This is a genomic window from Variovorax sp. 05L425, from assembly GCF_056397705.1.
Genome location: NZ_JBFTNY010000015.1, coordinates 147,785 through 168,591 on the forward strand (window position 1 = coordinate 147,785; position 20,807 = coordinate 168,591).

The window sequence follows — 20,807 nt, forward strand, 5'->3', positions numbered from 1 at the left end:
TTTGTGTCATTGTGTGCAGCGCACAACATCGGCGAATCTCGGGCGGTCAGAGGACGCCGCGCCGCTGCCTCGATTTTCAGGAAGCCCATTCAACAAGGAGCCAATAGATGCTGGGTTTGATGCAGGACCAACCATTGCTGATCTCGTCGCTGATCGAGTTCGCCGAGCGCCATCACGGCGACGCCGAGATCGTCTCGCGGCGGGTGGAAGGCGACATTCATCGGTCCACCTGGCGAGAGATCGCGTCCCGCTCGCGCCAGGTCGCCAATGCGCTCGACGACGAGCAACTGCTCTTCAGCGATCGCGTCGCGACACTGGCCTGGAACGGCTATCGCCACCTCGAGCTGTACTACGGCGTGAGCGGCTCGGGTCGCGTGCTGCACACCATCAACCCGCGGCTGCACCCCGATCAGATCGCATGGATCGCCAACCACGCCGAAGACCAGATCCTGTGCTTCGACCTGACCTTCCTTCCGCTGATACAGGCCGTGCATGCCAAGTGCAAGACCATCCGGAAGTGGATCGCGCTGTGTGATGCCGACAAGCTGCCGGCCGACAGCGGCATCCCCAACCTGGTCAGCTATGAGGCCTGGATGGGCCAGCGCCCGACCGCGTACGCCTGGCCGAGCTTCGACGAAAACTCCGCGTCGAGCATGTGCTACACGAGCGGCACCACGGGCAACCCCAAGGCGGCGCTCTACAGCCATCGCTCGACCTTGCTGCATGCCTACGCCGCGGCCTTGCCGGACGTGATGACGTTGTCCGCACGCGACTCGGTCCTGCCGGTCGTACCGATGTTCCACGTCAACGCCTGGGGCATTCCGTATTCGGGGGCGCTGGTCGGCGCCAAACTGGTGTTTCCAGGCCCGGCGCTGGATGGAAAGTCGGTCTATGAACTGATCGAGGCCGAGAAAGTGAGCTTCGCCGCCGGCGTGCCGACCGTCTGGCAGATGCTGCTCGGGCACCTGCAAGCCAACGGGCTCAAGTTCTCGACGCTCAAGCGCACGGTGATCGGCGGCTCGGCCTGTCCGCCGGCGATGATCAATGCCTTCCAGCAACAGTACGGTGTCGAGGTGTTGCACGCATGGGGCATGACCGAGATGTCGCCACTCGGCACCTTGTGCACCTTGAAGAACAAGCACCTCGATATGCCGCAGGAGCAGCAGACCGCCATCCGCATGAAGCAGGGGCGGGCGATCTTCGGCGTGGACATGAAGATCATCGACGGCGACGGCAAGGATCTGCCCTGGGACGGCAAGACCTCCGGCGACCTGCTGGTCAAGGGGCCGTGGGTGGTCAAGGAATACTTCAAGGGCGAGGGCGGCAATCCGCTCGTGACCGACGTGAACGGCCGAGGCTGGTTCCCGACCGGTGACGTCGCGACCATCGACGCCGACGGCTTCCTGCAGATCACAGACCGCAGCAAGGACGTGATCAAGTCCGGTGGCGAATGGATCAGTTCGATCGACATCGAGAACATCGCGGTGGCGCATCCGTGCGTCGCGATGGCGGCCTGCATCGGCGTCGCGCACCCCAAGTGGGACGAGCGCCCGATCGTCGCCGTCGTGAAGAAGCCGGGCAGCGAAGTTTCTCGCGATGAGCTGCTCGCGTTCTACGAGGGCAAGACGGCCAAATGGCAGATTCCCGACGACGTGGTGTTCGTCGAGGCGATTCCGCTCGGCGCCACCGGCAAGATCCTGAAGACGCGCCTGCGTGAGCTGCTGCGCGACTACAAGTTGCCGGGCGTCTGACCCCGCCGTTCTACCGCTGGGTAGCACCAACAGGATGCGCCGTGTCGCATGGGTGATAGAAACAGCCCCGGCAGCGCTTTTCTTACGGGCATTCCCTGACGGGCGAGGTTCCAAACACTTGTAATCTCGTCCCGCATTCCGACAGCTTGACCCCAGGAGACTCTCAATGAAGTTCGCTCTGAAATTCGCAACTGCCGCCATCCTTGTAGCCAGCGCCACCGGCGCCTTCGCTCAAAAGGGTGAAACCGTCAAAATCGCCTGGATCGACCCGCTCTCGGGTCTGATGGCAGCGGTCGGTACCAACCAGCTGAAGACCTACCAGTTCCTGGCCGAGGAATTCAACAAGAAGAACGCCGCCGGCGTGAAGTTCGAGATCATCGGCATCGACAACAAGCTCAGCCCGCAGGAAACCACGAATGCGCTGCGCTCGGCGCAGGACCAGGGCGCGCGCTACGTCCTCCAGGGCAATGGCTCCGGCGCGGGACTGGCGATCGTCGACGCTCTGGACAAGAGCAACGCCCGCAATCCCGGCAAGGAAATGCTGTACATCAACTACGCTGCGGTCGACCCCGACATGACCAACAGCAAGTGCAGCTACTGGCACTTCCGCCTGGACGCCGACACCTCCATGAAGATGGAAGCGCTGACCACTTTCATGAAGGACCAACCGGAGATCAAGAAGGTCTACATCATCGGCCAGAACTACTCGCACGGCCAGCAGGTCTCCAAGTACGCCAAGGAGAACCTGGCGCGCAAGCGGCCTGACGTGCAGATCGTCGGCGACGACCTCCACCCGCTGGCGCAGGTGCGCGACTTCGCGCCGTACGTTGCCAAGATCAAGGCCTCGGGCGCCGATACGGTGATCACCGGCAACTGGGGTTCCGACCTGACGCTGCTGATCAAGGCGGCGAACGATGCCGGCCTCAACAACGTCAAGTTCTATGTCTACTACGGCAGCGTGAGTGGCACGCCGACTGCCATGGGCGCCGCAGCTGCGGGCAAGGTGTACCAGGTGGCCTATGGCCACGCCAACATGGGCGGCGAGATCGAGCGCCTGGGCAACGAGTTCAACAAGAAGTTCAAGGAAGACCTCTACACACAGTCGGCCTATACGGCGTTCGCGATGCTGAGCGACGCCTTTGTCAAGGCCAAGTCGACCGATCCGGTCAAGGTGGCCGCCGCACTGGAAGGCATGCGCTTCAAGAGCTTCAATGGCGACGTCGAGATGCGCAAGACTGACCACCAGTTGCAGCAAGGCCTCTATATCGCCAAGTGGGAGAAGGCGGGCGGCAAGTACCCCGTCGATGCCGAAGGAACGGGCTACACCTTCGTGCCCGTGAAGTACTACGAGCCCTACGTGGCCAGCACGCCCACCACGTGCGAAATGAAGCGGCCGAGCCCCTGATTCCCTGACGGGGAATTGACCGGTCGAGGCCCGACTTCAAAACTCGGGCCTCTTTTCTTTCCACGCGACCCCAAGGACCGATGAACGTCGAATTCTTCGTCATCTCGCTGCTCAACGGCGTCAGCTACGGCTTGCTGTTGTTCATGCTGAGCTCTGGCCTGACCCTGATCTTCAGCATGATGGGCGTGCTGAATTTCGCTCACACCAGTTTCTACATGCTGGGCGCTTATTTCGCGTACAGCATCTCGCAGGTCGTCGGCTTCTGGCCGGCGCTGGTCCTGTCGCCGCTCATCGTGTTCGCGCTCGGCGCCGCCTTCGAGCGCTACAGCCTGCGCCGCGTCCACAAGTTCGGCCACGTCCCCGAACTGCTCGTCACCTTCGGCCTGTCTTACCTGATCCTCGAATTGGTCCAGCTGGTGTGGGGCCGTTCCACCGTGCCCTATGGCTTGCCGACGCAACTGCAGGGTCCGTTGTTCACGCTCTTCGGTACGCAGTTTCCGAAGTCACGCTCGTTCATCATGCTGGTCGCGATGTTGATGCTGCTGTCGGTGTGGCTGCTGCTCACGCGTACGCGCATTGGCCTGGTGATCCAGGCGGCACTCAAGCATCCCGAAATGGTCGAGGCGCTGGGGCACAACGTGCCGCGCGTCTTCATGCTGGTCTTCGGCGGGGGCGCGGCGCTTGCCGGGCTGGCCGGAGTAATCGGCGGCAACACCTACGTGACGGAGCCGGCCATGGCGGCGTCGGTCGGATCGATTATCTTCGTCGTCGTGGTCGTCGGAGGCATGGGGTCGTTGGCCGGTGCCTTTCTCGCGTCGCTGCTGATCGGCATCCTCCAGACCTTCGCGGTCGCCATGGACCAGTCGCTCGCCGGCGGCCTGCAGATGCTCGGCGTCGCGGTGACGGACCAGACGCCGGGCTACGAGTTGCTCAAGCTCACGATTTCCCAGGTCGCGCCGATCCTGCCGTACCTGCTGCTCGTGCTCATGCTGATCTTCAGGCCCAAAGGTCTGCTCGGCACGCGGGAAGACTGACATGACGCAGCAGAACGCACAACCCATTCAAAACACTGCCGCCAGGCAGTACAACCGCTCCAAGCCCCGGAACATCTCGCGCCTGGTGATCTGGACGGTGTTCGCGGTCGCGCTGATCGTGGCGCCGCTGGTATTCACGAGCAGCCTCGCGCTGACGATGCTGTCGCAGATCGGCTATCTCATCATCATCTGCCTGAGCTACAACATGCTGCTGGGGCAGGGCGGCATGCTGAGCTTCGGGCATGCGGTGTATGTCGGCATGGGATCGTTCATCGCCATTCACGCGATGAACCTGGCGGCCAAGGGCAGCATTCCGGTGCCCTTGGTGCTGATCCCGCTGGTCGGCGGACTGGGCGGGATGGTGTTCGCCATCCTGTTCGGCTATGTCACGACCAAGAAGGCCGGCACCACCTTCGCGATGATCACGCTGGGCATTGGCGAACTCGTGGCCTCCATGGCGCTGATGTTCCCGAGCTTCTTCGGCGGCGAGGGCGGCGTGACGACCAACCGTGTCTATGGCACGCCCTTCCTCGGCCTCACCTTCGGGCCGCAGATGCAGGTCTACTACCTGATCGCGGTGTACTGTTTCATCTGCACGGCGCTGATGTATGCCTTTACCGGCACGCCGCTCGGGCGCATCCTCAACGCCGTGCGTGACAACCCCGAGCGTGTCGCCTTCATCGGCTACAACACGCAGCGGGTGCGCTACTTCGCGTTCATCATCGCGGGCTTCTTCGCCGGCATCGGCGGCGGGCTGGGGGCGATCAACTTCGAGATCGTCAACGCGGCGGACAGCCTGAGCGGCGTCCGTTCGGGCGGCTACCTGCTCTTCACCTTCCTGGGCGGCGCGACTTTCTTCTTCGGCCCGATCATCGGCGCGGTGCTGCTGGTGTTTGCCTCGGTGCTGCTGTCGGAACTGAGCAAGGCCTGGCTGCTGTACCTCGGGCTTGTCTTCCTGTTCATGGTCATGTTCGCGCCGGGCGGTGTGGCGAGCCTGATCATGATGAACCTGCGGGTTGCCAAGTTCGGCAAGTTCAAGCGCTTCTGGGGGATCTATGCGGGCCTGATCGCCACGGGCGTGCTCATGGTCGCGGGCGCAGCGGCCATTGTCGAGATGATCTATCACATGCAACTCAACGCAGCGCTCGGACCCGAGTTGCCCTTCGCCGGACTGACGCTCGACACTTCCTCTGCCGCGAACTGGACGGCCGCCGCGGCGCTGTTCTTCGTCGGACTGGGTCTGTTCGAGATCGTGCGGCGACGCTTCGTGCGCACATGGGGCCACGCACAGGAAGAAATCGAAGCCGAGATCAAGCGGAGGGAAGCCGCATGACCCACGCACTTGAACTCAAATCGTTGCGCAAGAGCTTCGGCAAGACGGAGATCATCCGCGGCGTCGATCTCGCCATCGAAGCCGGCGACCGCATCGCGATCATCGGACCCAACGGCGCCGGCAAGTCGACGCTGTTCAACCTGATCAGCGGACGGCTCGCGCCAACCAGCGGCGAGGTGCTGCTCGACGGGCAGCGCATCGACGGCAAGGAGCCTTTCGAGATCAACCGTCTCGGCTTGTCGCGCAGCTTCCAGATCACCAACATCTTCCCGAAGCTCAGCGTCTTCGAGAACCTGCGCTGCGGCGTGCTGTGGAGTCTGGGCTATCGCTATAGCTTCCTGCGCTTCCTGTCGAAACTGCACGACGCCAACGAGCGCACGGAAGAATTGATCCATCAGGTTGGTCTCGACAAGAAGCGCGACGTGCTGGCGGTCAATCTCACCTATGCGGAGCAACGCGCGCTCGAGATCGGCGTGACCATTGCCGGCGGTGCCAACGTGATCCTGCTCGACGAGCCGACCGCGGGCATGAGCAAGACCGAGACCTCGCACTTCATCGCGCTCATCAAGCACGTCACCGTGGGCAAGACGCTGCTCACCGTCGAGCATGACATGGGCGTGGTGTTCGGCCTTGCCGACAAGATCGCGGTGGTGGTCTACGGCGAAGTCATCGCCTTCGACACGCCTGCCGCCGTGCGCGCCAATCCGCGCGTGCAGGAGGCCTATCTCGGCTCGGCCGTTGCCGATGCCCAGGGCGCTGGACACTGACCGATATGCTGAAGCTTCACGACATCCACGCCTATTACGGCAAGAGCCATGTGTTGCATGGTGTTTCGTTTGACGTCGGTCCCGGGGAAATCGTGGCGCTCTTGGGTCGCAACGGCTCCGGCCGATCGACCACGGCGAAGGCCATCATGGGCCTCGTGCATGCCGAAGGAACGCTGCGCTGGAAGGAGCAGGACATCCTTCGCCGCAAGGCCTACGAGATCGCCCACCTGGGCATCGGCTACGTGCCGGAGAACCGCGACATCTTCCCGAAGCTCACGGTGCACCAGAACCTGCTGCTGGGGCAAAAAGGCAAGGGCAAAGGCAGCCGTTGGTCCTTCGACGACATGTACGGCATGTTCCCGCGCCTCAAGGAGCGACAACATACCGAGGCCGGCGTGCTCTCGGGCGGTGAGCAGCAGATGCTGACGCTGTGCCGCACGCTGATGGGCGACCCCGACCTGATCATCATCGACGAGCCGACCGAAGGCCTCGCGCCGAAGATCGTCGAACTGGTGGGGGAGTACCTGCGCACGCTGAAGGACAAGGGCATCTCCGTGCTCCTCATCGAGCAGAAGCTGACCATTGCCATGCAGATTTCCGATCGTGCGCTGGTGATGGGGCACGGCAGCATCGTTTTCGACGGAACGCCTGATTCCCTGCGCGCAGACGCGGCCACGCGCAAGGAATGGCTGGAAGTTTGATACTTCCGTCTGTTGTCCCGGCAGCGACTGAATGTTGTTGCCGGGTCATTCGAAACGCCTAGAATTCCACAAAAAAAGAACACTCGTGCTTTTTAAGTGCGAAGGCCGCGGCGCCGACGGGTGCCATGGCCTTCGAACCCGTTTTTTTCGATCCTCTCCCATCCCAAAGGAACGCAGCATGACGGCTGAATACAAAGTGCTCGGCGATGTCGCCGTGATCACCATGACCAACCCCCCGGTCAATGGCCTCGGTTTTTCGACACGCATCGGCATCACCGACGGTCTCGCCAAGGCGATCGACGATCCGGCCGTCAAGTCGATCGTCATCACCGGCGCGGGCAAGGCCTTCTCCGGCGGCGCCGACATCAAGGAATTCGGCACGCCGAAGGCCCTGCAGGAGCCCAACCTGCTGAGCGTGATCCTCGCGCTCGAAGCATCGACCAAGCCCATCGTTGCCGCGATCCACTCCGTGTGCATGGGCGGCGGCCTCGAACTGGCGTTGGGCTGCCACTATCGCATCGCCGCACCGGGCACCAGCGTTGCGCTGCCCGAAGTCAAGCTGGGCCTCATTCCCGGCGCCGGCGGTACGCAGCGCCTGCCGCGCGTGCTGGGCGTCGAAACCGCGCTCAACATGATCGTCAGCGGCGAGCCCGTCAAGAGCGAACTGCTCGCCACGCTGCCCGGCCAGAAGCTGTTCGACAAGCTGGCGGGTTCGGCTGAATCCCTGTTCGACGAAGCGATCGAGTTCGCCAAGTCGGTGGCCGGCAAGACCGGCGAAGCGCTGCCGCTGGTGCGCAATCTGCCATGCAAGCACCCGCAAGGCGATGCGTACTTCCAGTTCACGCGCAACATGGTCGGCGGCATGTCGAAGAACTACCCGGCGCCGCTGAAGTGCGTCGATGCCGTGCAGGCCGCGACCAAGATGAAGTTCGACGACGGCATGGCCGAAGAGCGCCGCATCTTCACCGCGCTGATGTTCACGCCCGAATCGATGGCGCTGCGCCATCTGTTCATGGCCGAGCGCGCGGCTTCACGCATCCCCGACGTGCCCGAAGACACCCCCCAGCGCACCATCAAGACCGTGGGCGTGATCGGCGCCGGCACGATGGGCGGCGGCATCTCGATGAACTTCCTGAACGCGGGCATCCCGGTCAAGATCCTCGAAATGAAGCAGGAAGCGCTCGACCGCGGCGTGGCCACCATCAAGAAGAACTACGAAGCCCAGGTCAAGAAGGGCAAGCTCAAGCAGGACAAGTACGACCAGCGCATGGCGCTCCTGAGCACCACGCTCGACTACAACGACCTGAAGGACGCGGACCTCATCATCGAGGCCGTGTTCGAGGAACTGGGCGTCAAGGAAAAGGTGTTCAAGGAACTCGATCGCGTCGCCAAGGCCGGCGCGATCCTGGCTTCGAACACGTCCACGCTCGACGTCGACAAGATCGCAGCATTCACGAAGCGTCCGCAGGACGTGGTCGGCATGCACTTCTTCAGCCCGGCCAACGTGATGAAGCTGCTCGAAGTCGTTCGCGGCAAGCAGACGGCCAAGGACGTGCTCGCGACCGTCATGTCCACGGCCAAGAAGATCAAGAAGACGGCGGTGGTTTCCGGCGTGTGCGACGGCTTCATCGGCAATCGCATGATCGAGCAGTACTCGCGCCAGGCCGGCTTCCTTCTGGACGAAGGTGCGACCCCGCAGCAGGTCGACAAGGCCATCGAGAAGTTCGGCTTCGCGATGGGCCCGTTCCGCATGGGTGACCTTGCCGGCAACGACATCGGCTGGGCGATCCGCAAGCGCCGCGCCACCGAGATCGCCGACATGAAGTACAGCCGCACGGCCGACAAGCTCTGCGAACTGGGCCGCTTCGGCCAGAAGACCGGGGCAGGGTGGTACGACTACCAGGCCGGCAAGCGCGACGCCATTCCTTCGGACCTCGTCAACAAGATGATCGAGGAGCACCGCAAGGAAATCGGCATCACGCCGCGCAAGATCTCCGATGAGGAAATCGTGCAGCGTCTCGTGTATGCACTGGTCAACGAAGGTGCGCACATCCTCGAAGACGGCATTGCCTCGAAGTCCGGCGACATCGACATGGTGTACCTCACGGGCTACGGCTTCCCGATCTTCCGGGGCGGTCCGATGCATTACGCATCGCAGGTTGGCCTCTACAACGTGGCCGAATCGATGAAGCGCTTCGCGAAGAACCCGCACGACGACGCGAACTTCTGGAAGCCCGCACCGCTGATCCAGAAGCTGGTGGCCGAAGGCAAGTCGTTCAGCTGACCGGAGGCGAGACCGCTTTATGGTGAAACGCGTGTTCCTTGGGCTGCTGCTGGTGCTCCTTGCACTGGTGGCGGCAGTGGCGGTCAATACCTGGCGTACGCCGTCGCGGCAAGTTGCCGTGACGCCGGCGCCGGCGTTGCCGATCGATTTGCAGGCGGCTGCCAAGCGGCTGTCCGGTGCGATCCAGTTCCGCACGGTGTCCAGCCTCGACGATCCGACTGGTAACGCGGCCGAATTCGACAAGCTGCACGCGTATCTCGCACAGCAATATCCGAAGGTCCATGCGACTCTCAAGAAGGAAGTCGTCGGCCAGCATGCGCTGCTCTACACGTGGACCGGCTCCGACCCCACGGCGAAGCCGGTCGCGCTGATGGCGCACCAGGACATGGTGCCCATCGCGCCCGGCACCGAAAAGGCCTGGTCGGTCGAGCCTTTCAGCGGCGAGATCAAGGACGGCTTCGTCTGGGGCCGCGGTGCGCTCGACAACAAGGGCAATCTGTTCGCGCAGATGGAGGCCATTGAGATGCTCATCGGCAGTGGCTTCAAGCCACGGCAGACGATCTATCTCGTGATGGGCGACGACGAAGAGGTCAGCGGCCTGCGCGGTGCGCTCCCGATCGCGGAGCTGCTCAAGTCGCGCGGCGTCCGGCTCGACTGGGTGCTCGACGAAGGCCTGCTGGTGCTCGACGGCGTGCTGCCGGGCCTGTCGAAGCCTGCGGCGCTGATCGGTCTTGCCGAAAAGGGCTACGGCACATTTTTTCTCTCGCTCGACACGGCGCCGGGCCACTCGTCGATGCCGCCGATGCACAGCGCGATCGGCATGATGAGCGCCGCCTTGGCAAAGCTGGAAGCGACACCGATGCCCGGTGGCATCAAGGGCGTGGCCGGCCAGATGTTCGGCACGCTAGCGCCGGAGATGAGCGGCATCAACCGCGTCATGCTTTCCAACCTGTGGCTCACCGCGCCGCTGGTGGAAAGTCAGCTCGCCAAGAGCCCGAGCAGCAACGCAATGCTGCGCACCACCACCGCGCTGACCATCGTGCGCGCCGGCAACAAGGACAACGTGCTGCCCGGTCGCGCCGAAGCGGCGGTGAATTTCCGCATCCTGCCGGGCGACACCATCGACAGCGTGGAAGCGCACCTGAAACGCGCGCTCGGCAACGACGCGATCCAGGTCAAGCGCTATCCGGGCAATTCGGAGCCGTCGCCCGTCTCGCCGACCGACGGCACCGGCTACCGCTCGATCGAGCAGGCCGTGCGCCAGACCTTTCCCGACGCCGCCGTCGCGCCGGGCCTGATGACCGCCGCCACCGACTCGCGCCACTTCAGCCTCGTGAGCGATTCGGTCTACCGCTTCTCGCCGTTCCGCGTGAAGAGCGAGGACCTCGCGCGCTTCCACGGCACCAACGAGCGCATCGCGATCGCCAACTACGGCGAGGCGATCCAGTTCTATCACCAGCTGCTGCAAAACACCGCGCAGCCTCAGTAAACGTCAACGTCATTCCTCTTCTTCAAAGGACCACACCATGACCAGCGCCGTCATCGTTTCCACCGCCCGCACGCCGCTCGCCAAGAGCTGGAAGGGTGCCTTCAACATGACGCACGGCGCCACGCTCGGCGGCCATGCGGTGCAGCACGCGGTGCAGCGCGCCGGCATCGATCCCGCCACGGTGGACGACGTGATCATGGGTTGCGCCACGCCCGAAGGCGCGACCGGCTCCAACATCGCGCGCCAGATCGCCCTGCGCGCCGGCTTGCCGATCACCACGTCGGGCATGACCATCAACCGCTTCTGCTCGTCGGGCCTTCAGACCATCGCGACCGCGGCGCAACGCATCATCGCGGGCGAAGGCGAGGTCTACGTGGCCGGTGGCGTAGAGAGCATCTCCTGCGTGCAGAACGAAGCCAACAAGCACATGCTGGCCGATCCGTGGCTGGTCAAGCACAAGCCCGAGATCTACTGGAACATGCTGCAAACGGCCGAGCAGGTCGCCAAGCGCTACAACATCGGCCGCGACGCCATGGACGAATACGGCGCCGCCAGCCAGCAGAAGGCCACGGCCGCTCTCGAAGCCGGCCGCTTCAAGGACGAGATCGCACCGATCACCGTGCTGGCCGGCGTGGCCGATCCGGTGATGGGCCTGCGCACCAAGGAAGTCACCGTCGAGAACGACGAAGGCATCCGTGCCGGCACGACCAAGGAAGGCATCAGCGGCATCCGTCCGGCCATCCCCGGCGGGGTGATCTCGGCCGGCAATGCGAGCCAGTTCTCGGACGGCGGCGGCGCCTGCGTGATCGTCGACGAAAAGTACGCTGAGCAAAAGGGCCTGAAGCCCCTCGGCCGCTTCCTCGGCTTTGCGGTCGCCGGCTGCGAGCCTGACGAAATGGGCATCGGCCCGGTCTTCGCGATCCCGAAGGTGCTGAAGCGCCTCGGCCTCAAGGTCAGCGACATCGACCTGTGGGAACTCAACGAAGCCTTCGCCGTGCAGGTCATCTACTGCCGCGACAAACTGGGCATCCCGGCTGACCGCCTGAACGTCGACGGCGGCGCCATCGCGGTGGGTCACCCCTACGGCGTGAGCGGCCAGCGACTGACCGGCCACGCGCTGATCGAAGGCAAGCGCCGCGGCGCCAAGAAGGTCGTCGTCACGATGTGCATCGGCGGCGGCATGGGCGCGGCGGGCGTTTTCGAAATCTTGTAAAGCTCGCCCCCAGGCTCGCGCACTTCGTGTCGCTCTCCACCCCCTGCCGGGGGCAACCCCGGCGGCCCGGCGAAGCCGGTTCCGCGGGGTTTCTGGCCTGGGGCATCACACTGAGAACGTTAGAACGTTACGCAGCGATACGAACCATGAGCCTTCGTCCCACCCTCGAATTCCTCCTCTACGACTGGCTTCATGCCGAGTCGCTCAAAGAGCGCGAGCGCTTTGCCGACCATTCGCGAGAAACCTTCGACGCCGTGCTCGACACCTGCGAGCGCATCGCGCGCGAAAAGTACGCGCCTTTCAATCGCACCGTCGACACGCAGGAACCGCACTTCGACGGCGAGAAGGTCATCCTGCCGCAGGCCACGCACGACGCGCAGAAGGCCTTCGCGGAGTCCGGCATGCTCAGCGCCGCGCAGGACTACGACATCGGCGGCATGCAGTTGCCCTACACCGTGCAGGCCGCGGCCAACAGCTTCTTCGCGATGGCGTCGGTGAGCATCGGCTCCGGCATGCTGACCAGCGGCAACGCCAATCTGCTGATGGTCCACGGCACGCCGATGCAGCAATCGGTCTTTGCGAAGAACGAGTTCTCGGGCCGCTGGTCGGGCACCATGTGCCTGTCGGAGCCGCAGGCCGGCTCCAGCCTCAGCGATGTCGCGACGCGCGCCGTGCCGGACGGCGCGGATTTCCAGGACGATCCGCTGGGACCGCGCTATCGCCTCACGGGCAACAAGATGTGGATCTCCGCCGGCGACCACGAGCTGACCGAGAACATCGTGCACATCGTGCTGGCGAAGATCCCGGACGAGAACGGCAAGCTGATTCCCGGCACGCGCGGTATTTCGCTCTTCATCGTGCCCAAGCGCATGGTCGACACCGAAGGGCAGCTGACCGGCGAACGCAATGACGTCGCACTCGCGGGCCTCAATCACAAGCTGGGTTGGCGCGGCACGACAAACACGCTGCTCAACTTCGGCGAAGGCAAGTATTCGGTCGGCGGCAAGGCCGGCGCGGTGGGCTACCTGGTGGGGCAGCCCGGCAAGGGCCTGCATTGCATGTTCCACATGATGAACGAGGCTCGGATCGGTGTCGGCACCGCGGCGACGATGCTCGGCATGGCCGGCTACTACGCCTCGCTCGACTACGCGAAGAGCCGCCCGCAGGGTCGGCCGGCCGGTCCCGCGGGCAAGGATTCGGCCAAGCCGCAGGTGCGCATCATCGAGCACTCCGACGTGCGCCGCATGCTGCTTGCTCAGAAGGCGTATTGCGAAGGCGCGCTGGCGCTGGAACTGTATTGCGCACGCCTGGTCGACGAACAGAAGACCGGCAGCCCGGAGGCGGCCGACGACGCGCGCCTGCTGCTCGAAGTGCTGACGCCCATCGCCAAGAGCTGGCCGAGCGAATGGTGTCTCGAAGCGAATTCGCTCGCGATCCAGATTCACGGCGGCTACGGCTACACGCGCGACTTCCCGGTGGAACAGTACTGGCGCGACAACCGCCTCAACATGATCCATGAAGGCACGCACGGCATCCAGGCCGCCGACCTTCTCGGGCGCAAGGTGCTGATGGAAGACGGCCGCGGCCTCACGCTGCTGGCCGGACGCATCACCGAAACGATCGCGCGCGCCGGCAAGCTGCCTGCGCTGGCCGGCCATGCCAAGGCGCTGGGCGCGGCCTTGCAGCGCGTCGGCTCCGCGACCAAGGCGGCCTGGTCCACCGGCAATCCGCAGGAAGCGCTGGCCAACGCCGTGCCCTACATGCAGGCTTTCGGTCACGTGGTGCTGGCCTGGATCTGGCTCGACGTGGCGCAGCGCGCGCTCGAGCGCGACGCAGCCAAGGCATCCCCCGCCACGGCGGGCCGGATCGGCGCGACGGACTATTTCTTCAATTACGAACTGCCCAAGATCGGCGCCTGGCTGAATGTGGTGGAAAGCCGCGACCCGACCTGCGCAGCGCTGCCCGAGGAGGCCTTCTGATGGCCGCGACCCAGTCGCATGCCACGCTGGAGAAGTGGATATGGATCCTGATCTACGGTGGCTTGTTTCTGCTCATTCTCGGCATCGCGACCGGTCGCACGGAAGAGGGGCTAGGCTGGTCCATGGCCGTGCCCGGCGTGGTGATCGCCCTGGTCGGCGTCGTGCTGATCTACGTTCGCTCCCGTTTGAAAGACTCGAAGCAATCGAAGGAATCGCCATGATCAAACACGTCGTCATGTGGAAGCTCAGGAACGCCGGCGACGCCGCGAAGTTCAAGGCCAGGCTCGACACGTGCAAGGGCCTGGTGCCCGGCATGCGCGAGTTCGAGGTGGCCGTTCGCACCGAAGGCTTCGAAGCCAATCACGACGTCGTTCTCGTCTCGGCCTTCGACGACAAGGCGGCACTGCAGGCGTACCTGGAGCATCCGGTGCACGTCGAAGTGTCGACATTCCTGGGCAGCCTGCGCGAATCGCGCAGCGTGCTCGACTACGAAACCCAATGATTCCGGAGACACCCATGACTGCACGAAGCATCCAGAAACTTTTCGACCTCAGCGGCAAGGTCGCACTCGTCACCGGCGGCTCTCGCGGCCTCGGCCTGCAGATGGCTCATGCGCTCGGCGAAGCCGGCGCGAAGATCATGCTGAGTTCGCGCAAGGCGGAAGACCTCGAACAGGCGGCGGCCGAACTCCAGGCCGCCGGCATCGACGCGCGCTGGATCGCCGCCGACTGCTCGAAGGAGGAAGACACCCGGCGCCTCGCGGACGAAACGCTGGAGCGCCTTGGCGCGGTGGACATCCTCGTCAACAACGCCGGCGCGAGCTGGGGCGCACCGGCCGAAGACCATCCGGTCGAGGCCTGGGACAAGGTGATGAACCTCAACGTGCGCGGCTATTTCGTGCTGGCCCAGCAGATTGCGCGCGGCTACATGATCCCGAAGAAGAGCGGACGCATCATCAACATCGCGTCGATCGCCGGCCTCAACGGCAACCCGCCCGAGATGCAGACCATCGCCTACAACACGTCGAAGAGCGCAGTGATCGGCTTCACGCACACGCTGGCGGCCGAATGGGGCAAGTACGGCATCAACGTCAACGCGATCTGCCCGGGCTTCTTCATGACCAAGATGGCGTCCGGGTTGATCAAGTCGATCGGCGAGGAAAAGATGGCTGGCCACGCGCCGCTCGGCCGCCTTGGCGACGACGAAGACCTGAAGGGCATCACGCTGCTGTACGCCAGCGATGCCGGCAAGCACATCACTGGCCAGTGGCTGGCGGTGGACGGCGGTGTCAGCGTAGTGCTCGGCGCATGACATGACGTCCACGACCGACAACATTCATCTGCGCTCCTACATCGGGCAGATTCCGTTTGCGAGCCACCTGGGCATCGAGATCGGGAAATTCGAAGGTGGCGAATCGGAATTGCACTTCACCGCGAAGCCCGAGCACCTGAACACCTTCGACGTGACGCACGGCGGGGTCGTCATGACGATGCTCGATATCGCCCAAGCGGCCGCGGCACGCAGCGACACGCCGGAGATCGGTGTCGTCACGATCGAGATGAAGACCACCTTCATGGCACCGTCGGTCGGCCCGCTAATCGCTCGTGGCAAGCTGCTTCACCGAACCGCGACGATGGCCTTCACCGAAGCCAGGATCTACGACGCGCAGGAACGCGTCTGCGCGCACGCGACCGGCACCTTCAAGTACGTGAAGCGCCGCCTGCCCATCGGACCCGCCAGCGCCAACGACATGCGCCCACCCTCTACAGACTGACCGGAGACTTTCATGCCCACCAACCGCCAACAGCTTCTCGACAACCGCCCCGAAGGCGAAGCCGTCGCCAGCAACTTCAAGCTCGTGAGCACGGAGACGCCCGCGCTCAAGGACAACCAGGTACTGGTTCGTCATCACTACATGAGCCTCGACCCCTACATGCGCGGTCGCATGAATGAATCGAAGAGCTACGCGCAGCCGCAGCCGCTCGGGCAGGTCATGCAGGGCGGAACAGTGGGCGAAGTCGTCGAAAGCAAGCACCCCAAGTACGCCGTAAGCGACAAGGTCGTCGGCTTCGGCGGCTGGCAGGAATACAGCGTCGTCGATGCCTCGCAGCCTGGCGCGCTCAAGAAGGTCGACACGACGCATGTTCCGCTGTCCCACTACCTCGGCGCGGTGGGCATGCCCGGCGTGACGGCCTGGTATGGCCTCGTGAAGATCATCCAGCCGAAGGCGGGCGAGACCGTGGTCATCACCGCCGCCAGCGGTGCAGTGGGCAGCGCTTTCGGCGCACTCGCCAAGGCACGCGGCTGCAGGGTGGTGGGCATCGCCGGCGGGCCGGACAAGTGCAAGTACGTCACCGACGAACTCGGCTTCGATGCCTGTATCGACTATCGCCAGCATCCGGACGTGAAGCGCATGAGCGCGGCGCTGAAGGAAGCCTGCCCGAACGGCATCGACGGCTACTTCGAGAACGTCGGCGGCTATATCTTCGATGCCGTCCTGCTGCGCACGAACAGCTTTGCGCGCATCGCGCTGTGCGGGATGATCGCGGGCTACGACGGGCAACCGCTGCCACTGGCCAATCCGGCGCTCTTCCTCATCAACCGCATCAAGCTCGAAGGCTTCATCGTCAGCGAGCACATGGAAGTGTGGCCCGAAGCGCTGGCCGAACTCGGCGGGCTGGTGGCGAGCGGCAAGCTCCGGCCGCGCGAGTCGATTGCCCAGGGCATCGAGTCGGCGCCCGAGGCCTTCCTCGGCCTGCTCAAGGGCAGGAATTTCGGCAAACAGCTCGTCAAATTGATCTGACGGGCCCAGACGGAGACTGGCGATGGATGCGACTCACGAGGTCTTCAACCAGCCGGCTCCGCTGACCGGCTACAACCTTTTCGACACCAATCGGCCGCTGCGCGACGCGTTGAAGTTCAACGCGCCGGAACTCCACCTCGCGGCGCTCGGGCACCTGGGTGCGGCGATGGGATCGGTCGAGATGCAGACGCACGCGCGTCTCGCGAACATCCACACGCCGGTGCTGCACACGCACGATCGCTTCGGGCGGCGCATCGACGAGGTGGAATTTCATCCGAGCTATCACGCGCTCATGTCGACGGCAGTGGGCGCCGGTCTGCACGGCTCGCCGTGGACGGCCTCGGGGCCATCGCCGCATGTGCATCGCGCTGCGGGCTTCATGCTCTTCACGGAGCTGGAGGCATCGATTCTTTGCCCCATCTCGATGACCTACGCCGTGACGCCCGCGCTGCGCGGCAATGGGGCCATTCATGCGGACTGGGGGCCGAAGCTCGCCAGCCTCTGGTACGACCCCACGCTCAACCCCTGGAGCGAGAAGCCCGGCCTGACCATGGGCATGGGCATGACCGAGAAACAGGGCGGCTCGGACGTGCGGGCCAACACCACGCGCGCCGTTCGCGCGGGCAGCGATGCCTGGGGGGAGCGCTACGAGATCACCGGCCACAAGTGGTTCTTTTCCGCGCCGATGTGCGACGCCTTCCTAGTGCTTGCGCAGGCCCCGGCCGGGCTGACCTGCTTCTTCCTGCCGCGCGTGCTGTCCGACGGCAGTCGCAATGCCATCCACATCCAGCGTTTGAAGGACAAGCTCGGCAACAAGGCCAATGCGAGTTCCGAGGTCGAGTTCCACGGCGCGAGCGCTTGGCTGGTCGGGGAAGAGGGGCGCGGCATTCCGCAGATTCTTGAAATGGGCACGATGACGCGGCTCGACTGCGCGCTCGGCACCAGCGGCCTGATGCGCCAGGCCCTGAGCCTCGCGCTGAATCACACGACGCAGCGGCAGGCGTTTGGCCGGCCGCTGATCGAGCAGCCGCTGATGAAGAACGTGCTGGCCGATCTCGCCATCGAGAGCGAAGCCGCGACCGCACTCGCCATCCGCCTCGCGCGTGCCTTCGACCATCAGGACGACGAACACGAGCGCCTGATGGCGCGCCTGCTCACGCCGGTGGCCAAGTTCTGGATCTGCAAGCGCGGCAGCCACTTCGCGCAGGAGGCGATGGAATGCCTGGGCGGCAACGGCTACGTGGAAGAGGGCGGCGAGGGCACGATGGCCCGCGTCTACCGCGAGATGCCGCTCAATTCGATCTGGGAAGGCGCCGGCAACATCATGGCGCTCGACCTGCTGCGTGGCCTGCGCAAGGGCGATGCCGTCGCCGCGATCGTGCACGAACTGGCGCCGGCACGAGGTGTCGATGCCGCACTCGACCGCCTCGCCGACGCCTTGCCCGCACGCATCGAGGCGATGGTGACGGAGTCTGAAGCGCGCCGCCTCGCGCAGGACGTGGCGCTCACGGTGCAGGGTGCGCTGCTCGCGCAGACCGCGCCGGGCGCCGTCGTCGGCGCGTTCTGCGCATCGCGCCTGGGCGGCGACTGGGGGCAAGCCTTCGGGACGCTCGGCACAGGCGTCGATTTCGATGCGATCATTGCGCGCGCGCAGCCCCAGTGACCCCGCAAGAAGGAAGAAGGACTTTCATGGCCGACCTGATCCTCCATCACTACGCGACCTCGCCGTTCTCCGAGAAGATCCGCCTGATCCTCGGCTACAAGAAGCTGGCCTGGAAGTCGGTGATCATCCCGCCGATCCTGCCCAAGCCCGACCTCCTGGCGCTGACCGGGGGCTACCGTCGAACGCCCGTGCTCCAGATCGGCGCCGACATCTACTGCGACACCGCGTTGATCTGCGACGTGCTCGAACATCTGGCGCCGGTGCCTTCGATTTACCCCGAGCCGGGCAAGGGCCTGTCGCGCCTCGTCGCCCAATGGGCCGACAGCACGATGTTCTGGGCTTCGATGGCCTACAGCCTCAGCGGCAAGGGCTTGGCGGACGCGTTCGCCAAGGCGCCGCCCGAGGCGGCCAAGGCCTTTGGCGAAGACCGAAAGGCCATGAGCAGCCACATGGTGCGCCTGCGCCCGGGCGATGCCGCGGCCGCCTACAAGTCTTATTTGCGGCGCCTGTCCGACATGCTGGACGACACCGACTACGTTCTGGGCGGCTTCCCGACGGTGGCGGACTTCGCCTGCTACCACCCGCTGTGGTTCACGCGCAAGCGCACGCCTTCGATGGCCGGCATCCTGCAACTGACGCCCGCGGTCGGCGACTGGATGGACCGCATGGCGGGCATCGGCCACGGCACGATGGAAACCTTCGACGCCACGCAGGCGATCGAAATCGCCGCCGCCTCGACGCCGCACACGCTGCTGTCGGACAGCACCTTCCAGGACGACCACGGCATCCCGCTCGGATCCCGCGTCACCATCGCTGCCGAAAGCTTCGGCCCCGAGCAGACCGAAGGCGAGCTGATCGCCGCCACGCGCACCCACTACACGCTGCGCCGCAGCGGAGACCGCATCGGCACCGTGCACGTTCACTTCCCGCGCATCGGCTACGTGCTGCGGCAGGTCGAGACTTCAGACTCTCAGTGAGCCGCGGAAGCCTCTGGCAGCGTAGTACGACTGCGCTCCGTTGTGATAGACGAACACCTTGCCGTAGCGTCTGTCGCAGAAGAGGGCCCCGCCGAGCGCCCGAATCTCAGACGGTGTCCTGACCCAACTGGACGTCTTCGCATCGAAGTCGCCGAGCTTCTGCAACGCTCGGTACTGTTCCTCGGAGAGCAGGTCGATGCCCATCGCTGCAGCCATTTCGGTGGCGCTGTTCGCCGGCTTGTTCTCCTTCCGCGATTCAAGCGCTTCAGCGTCGTAGCAGACGCTTCTGCGCCCTGATGGACTTTCCGGGGAACAGTCGAAGAAGATGAGGTGGCCTGTTTCCTCGTCCCGGGCAATGACGTCCGGTTCGCCACCCGTGGCCTCCATTTCGCGCAGCGACTTCAGTGCATCGGGATTGGCCTCGAGCCTCGCCTGTACTTGAGTCCATGCGATGCCGGCATGCCGGTGCATGTTCTTCTCGAAGCGGGCCTCAAGCGTTTGGAGCAATTCCTTCTGTTCTTGTGCTTTCATTTCATTTCATTTGAGCGCAACGACGATGTGCGCCTGGATTTTGCCGTCGACCGGCCCGGTGCCGAAGCGCCCGGCGAGCGCCTTGGCACAGGCCGTCGTTGCCGCAGCCAAACCTGTGGGCGATCGGGCCTCGATTTCATTGCGCAAGGGCGTTCCCTGGCAGTAGGCGACCGCCGCCATTTCCGCCGTCGCAGCGCGGCTGCGCGCTGCGACCGTCTCGATGCGCGGTTCGGGGCCGAATCCGGCAGCCGCGACATCCCGCGCAATGGCTTCCCGATCGAAATAACCGTGCGGCGTGCGCGCCATGAAGCGCGGTGGGTCCGCCGGGAAAAGCTCGGCGAGCGCGTTCGTGACCACGTCGGCGAATTCGTTTTCCTCGATGCGATCCCAGACATTGAAGAGCAGGGCGCCGCCCGGCCGGAGCACGCGCCGCGCTTCCGACAACGCGTGCACCTTGTCTGGAAAGAACATCACGCCGAACTGGCAGACGACGGCATCGAAGCCCGCGTCCTCGAACGGAAGTTGCATCGCATCCGCCTGCTGCCAGCGCACCGGCCGCTGGGTGCCGACCGCCGCGGCACGGTCCAGCATGGGCTGGTTCAGGTCCGTTGCAATCAGTTCGACCTGCGGGGGCAGTGCCTTGTCCATCGCCCGGGTGACGACCCCCGTGCCGGCGGCGATCTCGAGCACGCGAGACGGGCCCAGGGACGCAACGCGCCCCGCCAGGTCGACCGCATACGTCTCGAAGACCAACGGAACGACCTGGGTGTCGTACAACTCCGGAATCGAGCCGGCAAAGATCGTGTCGGAACCTGCGCTGGGCATGAGCTTCTCCTTCAGTCCCTCGAAGCTCCATCCTAGGCGCCGCGCATGGAAT

The 20,807-nt window shown here is 64.5% G+C and carries 19 protein-coding genes; 17 read left to right on the top strand and 2 right to left on the bottom strand.

The window, feature by feature from the left end:
* Positions 1-107 precede the first annotated feature (107 nt).
* The 17 genes from AC1DN9_RS18250 (at position 108) to AC1DN9_RS18330 (ending at position 19,399) form a co-directional block, all read left to right on the top strand.
* A complete protein-coding gene (locus AC1DN9_RS18250) occupies positions 108-1,751 on the top strand; it encodes a 3-(methylthio)propionyl-CoA ligase (protein ID WP_478102623.1) in 1,644 nt (547 codons plus the stop codon).
* Between the two features lie 166 nt (positions 1,752-1,917).
* Complete coding sequence (locus AC1DN9_RS18255; protein ID WP_478102625.1) at positions 1,918-3,156, top strand: branched-chain amino acid ABC transporter substrate-binding protein; 1,239 nt, start codon at positions 1,918-1,920, stop codon at positions 3,154-3,156.
* 80 nt (positions 3,157-3,236) lie between these two features.
* The gene (locus AC1DN9_RS18260; RefSeq protein ID WP_478102627.1) at positions 3,237-4,190 is read left to right on the top strand and encodes a branched-chain amino acid ABC transporter permease; all 954 of its coding nucleotides are present in this window, start codon (positions 3,237-3,239) and stop codon (positions 4,188-4,190) included.
* A 1-nt stretch (position 4,191) separates the two neighbouring features.
* Positions 4,192-5,523 carry a branched-chain amino acid ABC transporter permease gene (locus AC1DN9_RS18265; RefSeq protein WP_478102629.1) on the top strand — a complete coding sequence of 444 codons (1,332 nt, stop codon included), beginning with the start codon at positions 4,192-4,194 and terminating at the stop codon, positions 5,521-5,523.
* Positions 5,520-6,290: an ABC transporter ATP-binding protein gene (locus tag AC1DN9_RS18270; protein ID WP_478102631.1), complete on the top strand. Its 771-nt coding sequence runs from the start codon at positions 5,520-5,522 to the stop codon at positions 6,288-6,290. The genes AC1DN9_RS18265 and AC1DN9_RS18270 overlap by 4 nt, the downstream gene beginning before the upstream one ends.
* 5 nt (positions 6,291-6,295) lie before the next feature.
* Positions 6,296-6,991, top strand: coding sequence for an ABC transporter ATP-binding protein (locus tag AC1DN9_RS18275; protein ID WP_478102633.1), 696 nt, complete (start codon positions 6,296-6,298; stop codon positions 6,989-6,991).
* Between the two features lie 178 nt (positions 6,992-7,169).
* Entirely contained in the window at positions 7,170-9,275 is a 2,106-nt protein-coding gene (locus AC1DN9_RS18280; RefSeq protein WP_478102635.1) for a 3-hydroxyacyl-CoA dehydrogenase NAD-binding domain-containing protein, read from the top strand.
* A 19-nt stretch (positions 9,276-9,294) separates the two neighbouring features.
* A complete protein-coding gene (locus AC1DN9_RS18285; RefSeq protein WP_478102636.1) occupies positions 9,295-10,764 on the top strand; it encodes a M20 family peptidase in 1,470 nt (489 codons plus the stop codon).
* 37 nt (positions 10,765-10,801) lie between these two features.
* Entirely contained in the window at positions 10,802-11,977 is a 1,176-nt protein-coding gene (locus tag AC1DN9_RS18290) for an acetyl-CoA C-acyltransferase (protein WP_478102638.1), read from the top strand.
* Between the two features lie 146 nt (positions 11,978-12,123).
* Positions 12,124-13,956: an acyl-CoA dehydrogenase gene (locus AC1DN9_RS18295; RefSeq protein WP_478102640.1), complete on the top strand. Its 1,833-nt coding sequence runs from the start codon at positions 12,124-12,126 to the stop codon at positions 13,954-13,956.
* A complete protein-coding gene (locus AC1DN9_RS18300; protein ID WP_478102642.1) occupies positions 13,956-14,177 on the top strand; it encodes a hypothetical protein in 222 nt (73 codons plus the stop codon). The genes AC1DN9_RS18295 and AC1DN9_RS18300 overlap by 1 nt, the downstream gene beginning before the upstream one ends.
* The gene (locus AC1DN9_RS18305; protein WP_478102644.1) at positions 14,174-14,458 is read left to right on the top strand and encodes a Dabb family protein; all 285 of its coding nucleotides are present in this window, start codon (positions 14,174-14,176) and stop codon (positions 14,456-14,458) included. The genes AC1DN9_RS18300 and AC1DN9_RS18305 overlap by 4 nt, the downstream gene beginning before the upstream one ends.
* Positions 14,459-14,472: 14 nt before the next feature.
* Positions 14,473-15,267 carry an SDR family oxidoreductase gene (locus AC1DN9_RS18310; protein WP_478102646.1) on the top strand — a complete coding sequence of 265 codons (795 nt, stop codon included), beginning with the start codon at positions 14,473-14,475 and terminating at the stop codon, positions 15,265-15,267.
* Position 15,268: 1 nt separating this feature from the next.
* Positions 15,269-15,730 (top strand): PaaI family thioesterase, encoded by a 462-nt coding sequence (locus AC1DN9_RS18315; protein ID WP_478102648.1) that lies wholly within the window; start codon positions 15,269-15,271, stop codon positions 15,728-15,730.
* Between the two features lie 12 nt (positions 15,731-15,742).
* Positions 15,743-16,759, top strand: coding sequence for an NADP-dependent oxidoreductase (locus AC1DN9_RS18320; protein WP_478102649.1), 1,017 nt, complete (start codon positions 15,743-15,745; stop codon positions 16,757-16,759).
* A 22-nt stretch (positions 16,760-16,781) separates the two neighbouring features.
* On the top strand, positions 16,782-18,422 hold the full coding sequence (locus tag AC1DN9_RS18325) for an isovaleryl-CoA dehydrogenase (RefSeq protein ID WP_478102651.1): 1,641 nt from the start codon (positions 16,782-16,784) through the stop codon (positions 18,420-18,422).
* 26 nt (positions 18,423-18,448) lie between these two features.
* Entirely contained in the window at positions 18,449-19,399 is a 951-nt protein-coding gene (locus AC1DN9_RS18330) for a glutathione S-transferase family protein (protein WP_478102652.1), read from the top strand.
* On the opposite strand, the gene AC1DN9_RS18335 is transcribed toward AC1DN9_RS18330, so the two are convergent.
* Both AC1DN9_RS18335 and AC1DN9_RS18340 read right to left on the bottom strand, forming a co-directional pair.
* On the bottom strand, positions 19,385-19,930 hold the full coding sequence (locus tag AC1DN9_RS18335; RefSeq protein WP_478102654.1) for a DUF4256 domain-containing protein: 546 nt from the start codon (positions 19,928-19,930) through the stop codon (positions 19,385-19,387). The genes AC1DN9_RS18330 and AC1DN9_RS18335 overlap by 15 nt on opposite strands.
* Before the next feature lie 6 nt (positions 19,931-19,936).
* Complete coding sequence (locus AC1DN9_RS18340) at positions 19,937-20,755, bottom strand: class I SAM-dependent methyltransferase (protein WP_478102655.1); 819 nt, start codon at positions 20,753-20,755, stop codon at positions 19,937-19,939.
* Positions 20,756-20,807 lie beyond the last annotated feature (52 nt).